Genomic DNA, 10,999 nt, shown 5'->3' with positions numbered 1-10,999 from the left:
CAGGCGGCGCATGCGCTCGGCGCTGCTGCTGATGCGCCGGGCTGGGGCGCTGTCGTCGAGCCGGTCTCGCACTTTGTCAAAGGCGTCCAGTGCGAACTCGGCGATGACGGGGTGATACAGACGGCCGTCGCTGCACAACATCCATCCGCGCAGCGCCTGCTCTTTGATCTTGCGCCAGCGCTGCGGGGTGACGTGGGCCAGCCAGGCCAAGGATTTGTCGTCCGAGGGCAGACTGGCCGCGGGCACCTGCTGCCAGCTCGTCATCATCAGCGTCATGCCGACCTTGAAGGCGGGGCAGTCGGTCTGGGCGATGAAGTCGGAGTTGAGCACTCGCGTCACGTCCAGCGGCATGTGAGGCATGGCGCGCAGGTCGCAGGTGGGTGGGGTGAGAGGGGCGGGGCTGATGTCACGGCTGGGAGAGACCTGCGTCATGCCGCCCTCCCCTGCTCCGCCATCGTTTGTGCCCCCGGATCCACCACCTGCACCAGATCGGCGACCCGCCAGCGGGTGAGGCCGCCGATGCGCACGGGCTGCGGCAAGACCCCTGCGCTGACGTTACGCCAGAAGGTCGATCGGCCCATCGAAAGCATGCGGGCCGCTTCCTCCGCAGTCACGAGTAGTCTCAGGGGTTCATTCACGGCTGTCCTCTCGCGGTGGCCCGGCGCCGGGCGTGGATTCGGTCACGGCCGGCGCACCCGGTGCGCGCACCAGTTCCGGCCAGATCAGATGCCAGTCGTTGGGTCGGAGATCCCAACGGCGAACCGCCAGCGCGGACTCGATTGCATAGCATCGCCGCGGGGGTACCGGACGCAGCCCCTTGATCCATTGATGCAGGGTGGGGGGCCTCACGCCGATCATGCGTGCACAAGCGGACAGACCGCCATGGGCTGAGGTCGCTTCGGACAGGCGGGTGTTGGTTCTCATCAGGTCAGTATAAGGTATTGCATTATTTTATGAAAGTGCATTGCCTTATTTTTCGCTTTGCGTTCAAATAAGGCAATGCTTACAGGCAAAGAACTAGGTGCTGCGATTGAGGCGGCGCGACTGAAAAAGGGCGTGTCGAAGGTCACCCTGGCGCGCGCCATGGAGATCAAGCCGCCGTCTGTACAGGACTGGATCCACCATGGTCGCGTGGCCAAGTCTCGCCTCGGCGCCCTGTTTCAATATTTCTCAGACGTCGTCGGGCCGGAACACTGGGGGGTGCGCGAAGAGTGGGGATACAACCCCTCCCTGCGCATCGTCGATGGGATGGTCACCCTGCCTCAGTACGACCTGAAGGCGGCCGCGGGACCGGGGCGCTACCTGGAAGCCCAGTTGCGCGTCGGCGCTGTGCAGGTCTGTCAAGACATCGTGGCCCGCATCCTGCGCAACTCAGGCGTGGCGCTGGCTTCGCTTGCACTGGTCACGGTCGCAGGCGACTCGATGGAGCCCACGATCAATGACGGCGACATCGTCGTCATTGATCGATCGGTGGAAACCATCGATCGTGACGGCGTCTACCTCTTCACCTTCGGCGACGAAACCTTTATCAAACGCATCCAGCGCATGCCGAAGTCCCTGTCCGTCAACTCGGACAATGGTCTCTACAAGGGCTGGGAGATCTCTCCCGAAGAAACGTCCAGCTTGCACGTTCACGGCCGCGTGATCTGGGCATGGCTCGGCAAGCCAATCTGAGCGTCGGCGGCCCAGTGAGCGCCCTGGTTCAATCTGTAAAACAATAGGGAATACCTATTTACTGGATGTTAGGCATTACGTACTATTCGTTCCATCCCCTCGATGGAGTGAAGCATGGCCTCTCTCAACAAGGTGCAACTGATCGGTCACCTCGGCCGCGACCCCGAGGTGCGTTATACCGCAGACGGCGTGGCCGTCGCCACGCTCGCGCTTGCGACCTCACGCACCTGGAAAGACAAGGGCGGCGAGCGACGTGAAGACACCGAATGGTCGCGCGTCGTGCTATTCGGGCGACTGGCCGAGATTGCGGCGGACTTTTTGTCCAAAGGCACACAGGCTTATGTCGAGGGCCAGTTGCGCACGCGCAAATGGGCCGACAAAGATGGGACGGAACGGCATACAACCGAGGTCGTTGCCGATGAGTTGCTGTTGCTGACCCGACGGGAGAAGGACAAGCCTGCCGAAGCAGCCGCTGCTGCTGCGACTGCGACAGGCGGGCTGGAATGGCCTGTGCTGGACGATCCGTCGGGGCGCGCGTCATGATGTTCAAACGCTACCCCGTGAACGATGCCTTTGTCGGTGACCGCGATGGGTTCGCCGGGCGCGACCCGAATCCGGCGCTCTGGCGGCGCGAAGCCTACCGACGCGGTTACGCGCAGGGCCTGCTCACTCGTGCGGAGCGGATTGCTCAGGGCGCTATGCCGTTGCCAGTGGCGGGGCGTTCGACCGCGGAGGTACGGCAGTGACACGCTACCGCGATGTGTCCTCATCCACCGGCCCTTCAACTGCCGCGGGACCCAGCGCTGCCAGGAGCCACGATGAGGCCTGGTTGCTTGCCCATCCGAAGCAGAACGGTGCAGAAAATGCTTGGTGCAAGGCCAGCCAGGGCGATTTCTGATGAAGGAGTATTCGACATGCAATACGTCGGCATGACGTTCATCGTCGCCCTCTTGGCCCTCGTGTGGTTCGCGGACCTGTTCATGCGCGCACCGCTCGGAATCAAGCTGCTTTTTCTGTCTCCTCTGCTGTGGGCGACGGCCAAGCTCTTGTGGGCCGTTTACAAGCGGCTGGCCTGGGAAATCAAGCGTCGTCGCAGGGCCGCGCGCAACCAGCGCGTCGCAGATTGAACAGGAGGCCACACCATGCTCAAGGAATGGCTTGAATGCCCGCAACAGCTCATTGCGTTCGCGCGCATCGGCCTGCACCCTAGTCCTGCTGACATCGAGGCGGCGATCCGCTGCCTCGACAAGGCGCAGGATGCCATGCGCAACAACGGCCAAAGCGCGGTCGCGCTGCACCCAGCCCGTGCGGCGCTGGTCTCTTTGCGCTGGGGCCATCTGCCGCATCGGGATGCCTGCATTTCGGCGGTCGCGAACCTGGGCGCGGTGATGGCGCTCGGTGAGGAGGTGGAGTAGGCGTGGGGCAGAGGGACATCGGACTCATGGTCGTCAGCTCAAGGGGACAAGGTTTGATCTACGACGTGTAGCCTGCCGTGCTGATGGAAATCCCAAAGTCTCGCGCGACCTCTTGGAGGAGCCCCATGACGACGAACTCTGTCGTCCCGATGCCGAATGCGCCGGCCGCGAGGGCCCAGATGGCAATCGGCATTCTGTTCTTGCTCGATGATTCTTTGCTCACGACCTCTCCTGAAGTTGGATCAAATCGAATCGGACGTTCGTGGGGGGGCTCAGCCCTCGACCAGCGCGAGGTCTCCTTCGTTGTAGCGAGCACCGCTGATCGCCTGCAGATCCAGTGCGGACTCGACCGCGCGGATCTCGGAGGCGGACAGTTGCAGAGCGGCGGCTCCCGCGTTGTCTTCTATGTGCTCGAGCGTTCTGGCGCCCGGTATCGGCACGATGAAGTCGCCTTGAGCCAAGAGCCACGCCAACGCGAGTTGTGCGGGAGTGCACCCCTTAGCCCTGGCCACCTCGCCGAACAGTTCGAAGACACGCAGATTCCGAGCGAGCGCCTCCGCCTGGAACCGCGGGAGAGACTTGCGGAAATCCGACGCGGCCAACTGATCAGCGGACGTCAGCTTGCCCGTGAGGAAACCTCGTCCGAGCGGGCTGTACGGGACGAAGCCGATTCCGAGCTGCCGGCAGACCCCAAGGACACCGCGCTCGGGCTCCCGGCTCCAGAGGGAGTACTCGCTCTGAACGGCCGAGATCGGATGAACAGCATGGGCGGCGCGGAGGGTGGCAGTCGATACCTCGCACAGTCCGAGATGACGTACCTTGCCCGCGGCTACAAGGTCTGCCATGGCTCCAACGACGTCTTCGATAGGGATCGCAGGATCTACCCGGTGCTGATAGAGCAAATCGATGGCATCGATGTCCAGGCGCTTGAGGGACTGCTCGACCACTTCGCGGACGTGGCTCGGCCGGCTGTCGACCCCGACCATGCGCTCCAACCCGTTACCATGCGGCAAGATCTTGAATCCGAACTTGGTCGCGATCTGGATGCGATCGCGAGGAAGTCCTTTAATGGCCTTGCCGAGCAGCTCTTCGTTCGTGAATGGACCGTAGACCTCTGCCGTGTCGAAGAAGGTGACGCCGAGCTCGAAAGCCCGGTGAACTGCGCGGATCGAGTCATCATCCAGCGCGCCGCCGTATGCGAAGCTCATGCCCATGCAGCCCAGGCCCAGCGCCGAGACTGTGAGCCCACTGTTTCCCAGCTGACGTTGATTCATGACGACCTCCGTTTGTTGTCGATGAGCGCAATTTAGGCAGTTTTGTGCACTGCGACAATGTGCATACACTTGACGACTCAGTGAGGGTGATTCATCAATCCATGCACGCCGACTTCAACGAACTTGCCTGCTTCGCCGCCATCGCCCGACTTCGTAGCTTTCGAAAGGCGGCGGACGAACGCAACGTGACCGCATCCAGCCTGAGCCACACGATGCGCAGCTTGGAGGAGCGCTTAGGGGTCCGATTGCTGAACCGCACAACGAGAAGCGTGGTGCTCACTGACGCGGGCTCCCAGCTGCTGTCTCGCATCGAGCCCATGCTCGCGGGAATCTCTGAAGCCCTCGATCAGGCCCATTCCTTCGGCTCCTCGCTCAAGGGCACCTTGAGGCTTAACGTCCCCCGGCCAGCCGGAAGGGTGCTCCTGGCGCCGATCATGGACGGCTTCCTACGAGACCATCCCGAGACCGTAATCGAACTCATAACAGACGACGGAATCATCGACATCGTCCAAACGGGCTTCGATGCCGGTGTTCGGTTCGGTGAGAGTGTCGCTCTCGACATGGTGGCAGTACCTATTGGCCCCGCTCAGCGCCTGGTCCTGGTGGCGTCTCCCGCTTATGTCAGCAAAACAGGACCCATTAGGCACCCAGAAGATCTGAAACAGCGCGCATGCATTGGGCGCCGTTTCCCGAGCGGCTTGCACTACGCCTGGGAGTTCGAAAAGGACGGAGAGAAGATCGCAGTTCGCGTGGCAGGGCCGCTCGTGCTCGACGACGACGACATGATGGTGAAGGCGGCGGCCGGAGGCATCGGCTACGCCTATGTCCATGAATCAACGGCCAAATCGCTTCTAGATAGCGGACAACTGGTCCGCTCCCTGGACGATTGGTGCCCCTTCATCCCGAGCTTTCACTTGTACTACCCGAGCAGAAGGCATGTCTCGACGGTGCTCCGAGCCTTCATTGACTGGTGCAATGCGTACTACGCCGGCTCGGGAGCGACGCGCTAGGCATGGTCTGCACAACCCCAACTGCGCCGTGATCTGACCTTTGGTTGCGTCTGCTGCGCGATTGCGACGGGGTGCTGGCGAATCTCAGCCCGTTCCGCGGTGTGGAACCGGATAGCGGGTCTGTGTTTGATGCGGCTTTCGCCTTGGCCATCGGCAAGCCCGTGGCCGCCTGGATCGGTGACCACTGGAACACCCGAGAACGATCCGCCGTGCTGCGCAGAGTCTGGCGTGATGCCGATGGCCGGGTGCGCGACAAGACCGATGGTGGTCTGGTCGAGGACTTCGGCCTGCCTGTCAATCTGATGTTGGCTTGCAGTTTTGCCGTGATGCCAACGCCATGGCATGCGATCGATCGTCTGGCGGAGTTATTGGGGGTTGAACTGAGGGCGAATGGAGTGCCTGAATCTCACGACTGAACGACGGCTTGCGAACGGCATCGTTGAATCTCCGGCCACTCACGTCGGACGGCCTTCGAGGTTTTTTCGGTGGTCACTGACCACGGCCGCCATCATGTCCGCGATGACGCGCACTCGCGGCGCGTCGCGCAGGCCTTGCTGAATCACCAGCCAGATGTCCTGCGATACGCATTGCGTTGGCGATAGGCAGCGCCTGAGCTGCGGATGGGTATCCGCGATGTAGCACGGGAGCACGGCCAGCCCCAGGCCCTGTTCCGCTGCGTGCAGCTGGGTGAACAGGCTGTTCGCCGTCAGCGCGATGCGCGCTTCGGGAAACTGCTCGCGCTGCCAGCGCGCCTGCACCAGGTGCTGGATGGAGGCATCCCAGCCGATCCAGGGCAGTTTGCCGAGCCCCGCCTTGCCGGGCTTGCGGGTCTGCGGCGCCAGCCCCTTGGCGGCGTACACCGCATACGCCTGCACCCCCAGCTTGCGCACGGTGAGGCCGCCGACCTCGGGCCGCACCAGCCTCAGCGCCAGATCGGCGTCGCGCCGATACAGATCCTGGATCGCCGCCCCGGTCACCAGTTCCAACACGAGATCCGGATAACGTGGCGCAAGCGCCGCCCAGCGCGGCAGGATCAGCAGATTCGCCAGCGCCTCGTTGGTCGCCAGGCGCACATGCCCTCGGGGAGTGCTGCCTGCATCCGCCGCCCGGCCTTGCAGTTGCACCATGGCATCTTCGACGCGCCGGGCGTCTTCCAGCAGTGAGGTGCCGTCCTCCGTCAGTCTGTAGCCGCTGGCGTGGCGCACGAACAGCGTCACGCTCAGCGCACGTTCCAGCAGCGCGATGCGCCGCCCCACCGTGGAGGGACTCACGCCGAGCTGCACCGCCGCCGCCGACAGGCTGCGCGTGCGCGCCACCAGCAGCAACAGGCGCACATCATCCCAGTTCAGGTTTTCCATCATTGCAAAACCACCTTGCGTCGTTTTGTCTTCACGAGCATAGCGCGCAGCGCCACAATGACCGTCATCTCACAACGGAGTGCATGGCATGCCTGAATTCTCTGAACGCTACCAGCGTGGCTGGAATCTGCTCAAGACCATCGACGGCGTAGCCGGCGAGCGCGTCATCACCTCCCTGCAGGAGGTCGCGCCCGATCTGGCGCGCTACGTCATTGAGTTCGGCTTCGGTGATGTGTATGCAAGGGGCGTTCTCAGCTTGAAGGAGCGCGAGATCGCCACCGTCGCCGCGCTCGGCACCGCGCAGCCGCAACTCAAGGTGCATCTGCATGGGGCGCTCAACGTCGGCTGCAGCCGCGAGGAAGTGATCGAGGTGCTGATCCAGATGGCCGTGTATGCCGGATTTCCCGCGGCGCTCAACGGCATGGCGGCTTTGAAGGAGGTGCTGGCCGAGCGCGCCCAATTGGGTGGGAAATCCTGAGCGGCGTTTGCAGACCGTTCCGATGAATCGCGATCACTTACCTGACTTGGAGGTCCCCATGACCGAGATGATGAAAGCCTGGGTCCCAGACCCCGGCGCCACCGCGCACATCCGCCTCACGGAGGTAGCAAAACCTGAACTCGCTGCCGATGAGGTGCTGATCCGCGTCGCTGCCTACTCGGTCAACCGCGGCGAAACGTTTCTCCTCGAAGCACCGACACCAAGTTGGCGGCCGGGGAAGGATGTGTCGGGTCGCGTCGCTGCGGTCGGCAGCGACGTACAGGGCTACGAGCTTGGGCAGCGCGTAGTGGCGCATCCCGATCAAGCAGGGTGGGCGGAGTGGGTGGCGGTCAAGGCGGATCGTGTGGTGGCTCTGCCCGATGGACTTGACGATGTGACGGCCGCAGCCATTCCGCTCGCAGGCCTGACGGCGCTTCGCCTGACGCGCGCGACCGGCCCACTGGCCGCGCGCCGAGTGTTGCTCACCGGGGCCTCCGGTGGCGTCGGCCATGCCTTCGTGCAACTGGCGGCGGCGCAGGGGGCGCGTGTCACCACCATCGCAGCGAATGATGAACGTGGACATCGACTGCGAGAACTCGGCGCTGTCGAGACAATTCCCTCGATCGAAGAAGTAACTGGACTCTTCGATATTGCGCTGGAGTCCACCGGCGGCGCTGCGCTTGCTGCCGCGTGGGAACACCTTGTGGCAGACGGCCGTCTGGTCTGGTTCGGTCAGGCCAGCCGCTCACCCGCGACCCTGGACTTCTTCAACTGGAAGGGCGGGATGAGTGCCACGCTGCGCAAGTTCTACTACCTCGACGACCCTAGCCCTGTCGGAGTCGATCTCGAATCCCTTGTCCGCTTGGTGGCGCAACAGCGCCTCCACATCGAGGTAGGGCTCACCGTGGATTGGCGGGAAACGCCCGTGGCGATCGAGACGCTGCTCGGCCGACGGGTGCGCGGCAACGTCGTCCTCAGGGTCGAACACTGACCGGGCAGTTTTCATGCAGCAACTTGAGGAAGCCGCGATCACGTCTCTTTCAGCTTCTGACCCAGACTCCAGTAGCGGGCCGTCGAAGCGCTTCGCCCTGTTCATGGCCCTGGCCTGTGCGGTCACGGTCGCCAATCTTTACTACGCGCAGCCCTTGTTGCAGCAGTTCGCGGCGACGTTTCATGCAAGCATCGCGGAGGTCGGCGTGGTGCCGTCGGCGGTGCAGATCGGATACGCCGGTGGTTTGCTGTTCCTGGGTCCCTTGGGCGACCGGCATGCCCGGCATCGTCTCATTTTGGGTCTGGGCGCGCTGCTGCCTTTGGCCTTGCTGGCCGCCGCTGCCGCACCTTCCGTGCTCTGGCTGGCCTTCGCGATGTTGGCCGTCGGGCTGTTGTCCTCGATCATTCAGCAGATCATTCCGTTGGTGGCGCATGTCACGCCGACTCCTTCGCGCGGCAAAGCGATTGGCATTGTGATGAGCGGACTGATGATCGGCATTCTCGGTGGACGGGTGATTGCAGGCGGTATTGCACAGTGGGCGAACTGGCGGTGGGCGTTCGCCTTCGGTGCCGCCTCAAGCGCCGCGACGTGGATGATGCTGTGGCGCGTGCTGCCACGGCTGCCCGCGCAGGTGGAAGAAACGCAGGGATATGTCGCGCTGATGACCTCGACGCTGGGTCAGTTCGTCCGGCATCGCGAACTGCGTTTCGCGGCGTTGACGGGCGCGCTGTTCTTCGGCAGTTTCAGCGTGTTCTGGGTCGGGCTGACCCCTGTATTGCAAGGCCCGGCCTATGGCTATGGCCCGGCGGTAGTCGGCGCGTTCGGTTTGCTGGGCATCGCCGGGGCGTCCTCCGCCGCATTCGCGGGGCGCTGGTCCGATCGCCCGGGCGGTGCGCGCCGGGTGCGGCTGGCGGCACTGGTGACGATGCTGCTTTCATGGGGGGCGGCAGCGTTCGCCATGCAGGGTGTCTGGGGGCTGATCATCGGCTGCCTCGCCATCGATGCAGGCTGCCAAGGCGCGCACATCGCCAATCTCGCCACGATTCACGCCTTGCCTGGTGAAGCCCGCAGCCGCATCAATGCGGTGTACATGAGCGCGTATTTTGGTGGCGGCGCCGTCGGTTCGTTGATCGCCAGTCTGGCCTGGGACGTGGGCGGCTGGCTGGCCGTGGTGCTGTGCGGTGCCCTGTTTGCGGGGCTAGGTTTGGTGGTGGAGTACGCCAGGTCGTTTGATTCCATCACTTCGATCTGATCGACTCCCAGCCCTCCACCACGACCTTGCCGATGCTGCTGCCCGTCTCCACCAGCGCGTGCGCGCGCTTGAGGGTGACGGCGTCGATCGGGCCGAGGCGGGTGTTGAGCGTGGTTTTGAGCTGGCCTGCATCCACGAGCCGTGCCACCTCGTCGAGCAGGCGACCCTGCTCAGCCAAGTCCGCGGTGGCGAACATCGAGCGGGTGAACATGAACTCCCAAGTACACGGAAGACACGCGCTGGCGCAATCGCGCTGAATTTCCGGCCGATCGTGCGGAAGTGCAGCGTTTTCTCGAACGCAAGTGGGCGCGTGGGAACCGTTAACGGCGCGGGTGCATGGGCTGTCGGAGGTGGCGAAGCTCCATGCCCGATTAGCCTCATTTTCAGCTCAATTGCTTCTCTGTATCTGTGCCAAACCTTAGCCAGCACATGGCGCTTCCCGCCAACAGCAGTATGACTGCCATGCCGAGCGACCAATGCATACCCTGCATAAAAGCCCGCTGTCCGGTATTGCGTACCAGATAGCCAAAAACAGCAACACCGAGGAGTCCGCCCACTTGGCGTGCGGAATTGAGGACACCCGATGCGATACCCGCTCGCGAATCATCCACCGAAGATAGCGTGACGTTGGTCATAGTCGGGACCATCAAGGCAATGCCGCTGGACGCTATGAGCATCGGCACCACCAGCCAACCATAGGCTCCATCGACGCGAACAGGTAGAAGCAACAGGTATCCCGATGCAGCAATGAGCAAGCCCAGAACCATTAGCCGCTTCGCGCCCATCCGGCTAATGAGGCGTCCGGCAAGTACGTTGACCCCCATCAGCACAATCGTCATGGGCAGAAATGCCATTCCAGTCTGCTGCGGTGAAAGCTGTTGCTCGATCTGGAAGAACAGGCTGAAAATGAAGATCAGCCCGTAGTAGGAAAAATTAACGATGACACCCGAGATCGTCGCGATTGTGAAGGCGGACACACGAAATAGCCCAAGCGGCAGCATCGGCGAACGGCTACGCGATTCAATCCAGATGAATCCCGCGGCAGCAACTACCGCGAGCAACAAACCGCCCTGTACCCAGACACTACCCCAACCCAGCTGTCCCGCTTCCGTGAGCGCAGCCGTGAATGCAGCTAATGAAAGGATAGCAACGAGCTGTCCAGGCCAATCCAGGCCATCGTCATGGTGGCGCGGGTGGCGCGAGCCGTCGGCAGCGACGTACTGAAGCGTGAGGTAGCCACCCACAAGTCCGATCGGAAGATTGATGAGAAAGATGCTGCGCCAACCCCAATGCGTGACCAGCAAGCCACCCAGCACCGGCCCGGCTGCCAGGGATATGCCGCCGATAGCACCCCACCAGCCCACGGCGCGGCTGCGCTGCAGCTTGTCCGGAAAGGCGCGCTTGAGTATGGCTAGCGAATTGGGAACCAGCAGCGACGCTCCAAGACCTTCGACCAGCCGGGCAACGACCAGCATCGGCAAGTTGATGGCGACGCTACAGGCAGCCGATGCCAGCGTGAACAGTGTGAAGCCGCACAGGAAGACCCT

At 63.0% G+C, this 10,999-nt stretch carries 16 protein-coding genes and 3 pseudogenes; 11 read left to right on the top strand and 8 right to left on the bottom strand.

Annotated elements, in window-relative coordinates:
- The 3 genes from ABT24_RS14420 to ABT24_RS14410 all read right to left on the bottom strand — a co-directional run.
- The coding region (locus tag ABT24_RS14420; protein WP_286738130.1) for a DUF1376 domain-containing protein at positions 1-432 on the bottom strand (432 nt) is incomplete at its 3' end.
- Positions 429-638, bottom strand: coding sequence for a helix-turn-helix transcriptional regulator (locus tag ABT24_RS14415; RefSeq protein ID WP_112487954.1), 210 nt, complete (start codon positions 636-638; stop codon positions 429-431). The genes ABT24_RS14420 and ABT24_RS14415, both read right to left, overlap by 4 nt.
- Positions 631-924 carry a transcriptional regulator gene (locus ABT24_RS14410; RefSeq protein ID WP_112487953.1) on the bottom strand — a complete coding sequence of 98 codons (294 nt, stop codon included), beginning with the start codon at positions 922-924 and terminating at the stop codon, positions 631-633. The genes ABT24_RS14415 and ABT24_RS14410 overlap by 8 nt, the downstream gene beginning before the upstream one ends.
- A gap of 132 nt (positions 925-1,056) precedes the next feature.
- Here ABT24_RS14410 and ABT24_RS14405 point away from each other — a divergent pair, with 132 nt between their 5' ends.
- The 5 genes from ABT24_RS14405 to ABT24_RS14385 all read left to right on the top strand — a co-directional run bounded on the left by ABT24_RS14405 (position 1,057) and on the right by ABT24_RS14385 (position 3,089).
- Positions 1,057-1,674 carry a S24 family peptidase gene (locus ABT24_RS14405; protein WP_172979025.1) on the top strand — a complete coding sequence of 206 codons (618 nt, stop codon included), beginning with the start codon at positions 1,057-1,059 and terminating at the stop codon, positions 1,672-1,674.
- Positions 1,675-1,788: 114 nt separating this feature from the next.
- Positions 1,789-2,217 (top strand): single-stranded DNA-binding protein, encoded by a 429-nt coding sequence (locus tag ABT24_RS14400; protein WP_112487951.1) that lies wholly within the window; start codon positions 1,789-1,791, stop codon positions 2,215-2,217.
- Positions 2,214-2,420, top strand: coding sequence for a hypothetical protein (locus ABT24_RS14395; protein ID WP_156054221.1), 207 nt, complete (start codon positions 2,214-2,216; stop codon positions 2,418-2,420). Before ABT24_RS14400 ends, ABT24_RS14395 begins: the two co-directional genes overlap by 4 nt.
- A gap of 168 nt (positions 2,421-2,588) precedes the next feature.
- On the top strand, positions 2,589-2,801 hold the full coding sequence (locus tag ABT24_RS14390; RefSeq protein WP_094159779.1) for a hypothetical protein: 213 nt from the start codon (positions 2,589-2,591) through the stop codon (positions 2,799-2,801).
- Between the two features lie 15 nt (positions 2,802-2,816).
- Positions 2,817-3,089: a hypothetical protein gene (locus tag ABT24_RS14385; protein WP_156054220.1), complete on the top strand. Its 273-nt coding sequence runs from the start codon at positions 2,817-2,819 to the stop codon at positions 3,087-3,089.
- A gap of 70 nt (positions 3,090-3,159) precedes the next feature.
- Here ABT24_RS14385 and ABT24_RS14380 read toward each other — a convergent pair.
- Together ABT24_RS14380 and ABT24_RS14375 are read right to left on the bottom strand one after the other, a co-directional pair.
- Positions 3,160-3,282, bottom strand: a pseudogene (locus ABT24_RS14380) (MFS transporter); the annotation flags it as partial.
- Between the two features lie 79 nt (positions 3,283-3,361).
- Entirely contained in the window at positions 3,362-4,363 is a 1,002-nt protein-coding gene (locus ABT24_RS14375) for an aldo/keto reductase (protein WP_112487947.1), read from the bottom strand.
- 101 nt (positions 4,364-4,464) lie between these two features.
- Between ABT24_RS14375 and ABT24_RS14370 the strand changes: the two genes are divergently transcribed.
- Both ABT24_RS14370 and ABT24_RS14365 read left to right on the top strand, forming a co-directional pair.
- Entirely contained in the window at positions 4,465-5,373 is a 909-nt protein-coding gene (locus tag ABT24_RS14370) for a LysR family transcriptional regulator (RefSeq protein WP_156054219.1), read from the top strand.
- Positions 5,374-5,417: 44 nt separating this feature from the next.
- Entirely contained in the window at positions 5,418-5,789 is a 372-nt protein-coding gene (locus ABT24_RS14365) for a nucleoside 2-deoxyribosyltransferase (protein ID WP_156054218.1), read from the top strand.
- A gap of 39 nt (positions 5,790-5,828) precedes the next feature.
- Here ABT24_RS14365 and ABT24_RS14360 read toward each other — a convergent pair whose 3' ends face one another.
- Complete coding sequence (locus ABT24_RS14360) at positions 5,829-6,731, bottom strand: LysR family transcriptional regulator (RefSeq protein ID WP_286738126.1); 903 nt, start codon at positions 6,729-6,731, stop codon at positions 5,829-5,831.
- 88 nt (positions 6,732-6,819) lie between these two features.
- Here ABT24_RS14360 and ABT24_RS14355 point away from each other — a divergent pair, with 88 nt between their 5' ends.
- The 3 genes from ABT24_RS14355 to ABT24_RS14345 are packed head-to-tail and all read left to right on the top strand — an operon-like array spanning position 6,820 to position 9,452.
- Positions 6,820-7,209 carry a carboxymuconolactone decarboxylase family protein gene (locus ABT24_RS14355; RefSeq protein ID WP_156054216.1) on the top strand — a complete coding sequence of 130 codons (390 nt, stop codon included), beginning with the start codon at positions 6,820-6,822 and terminating at the stop codon, positions 7,207-7,209.
- A gap of 58 nt (positions 7,210-7,267) precedes the next feature.
- Complete coding sequence (locus ABT24_RS14350; RefSeq protein ID WP_286738125.1) at positions 7,268-8,200, top strand: zinc-binding dehydrogenase; 933 nt, start codon at positions 7,268-7,270, stop codon at positions 8,198-8,200.
- A 13-nt stretch (positions 8,201-8,213) separates the two neighbouring features.
- The gene (locus ABT24_RS14345; protein ID WP_156054214.1) at positions 8,214-9,452 is read left to right on the top strand and encodes an MFS transporter; all 1,239 of its coding nucleotides are present in this window, start codon (positions 8,214-8,216) and stop codon (positions 9,450-9,452) included.
- Here ABT24_RS14345 and ABT24_RS14340 read toward each other — a convergent pair.
- A pseudogene (locus ABT24_RS14340) lies at positions 9,439-9,672 on the bottom strand (zinc-binding dehydrogenase); the annotation flags it as partial. The gene ABT24_RS14345 and the pseudogene ABT24_RS14340 sit on opposite strands and share 14 nt — an antisense overlap.
- Before the next feature lie 2 nt (positions 9,673-9,674).
- Between ABT24_RS14340 and ABT24_RS14335 the strand changes: the two are divergent.
- Positions 9,675-9,764: pseudogene (locus tag ABT24_RS14335) on the top strand (DUF1348 family protein); the annotation flags it as partial.
- A gap of 71 nt (positions 9,765-9,835) precedes the next feature.
- Here the strand turns inward: ABT24_RS14335 and ABT24_RS14330 are convergent.
- Positions 9,836-10,999, bottom strand: a 1,164-nt coding sequence (locus tag ABT24_RS14330; protein WP_286738123.1) for an MFS transporter, incomplete at its 5' end; no start/stop codon positions are given.

It is taken from the genome of Thiomonas sp. SCN 64-16, assembly GCF_001725585.1.
GTDB classification, from domain to species: domain Bacteria; phylum Pseudomonadota; class Gammaproteobacteria; order Burkholderiales; family Burkholderiaceae_C; genus Thiomonas; species Thiomonas arsenitoxydans.
The sequence above is the reverse complement of the archived record's forward strand: the minus strand, read 5'-3'. Positions and strand labels throughout refer to the sequence as shown.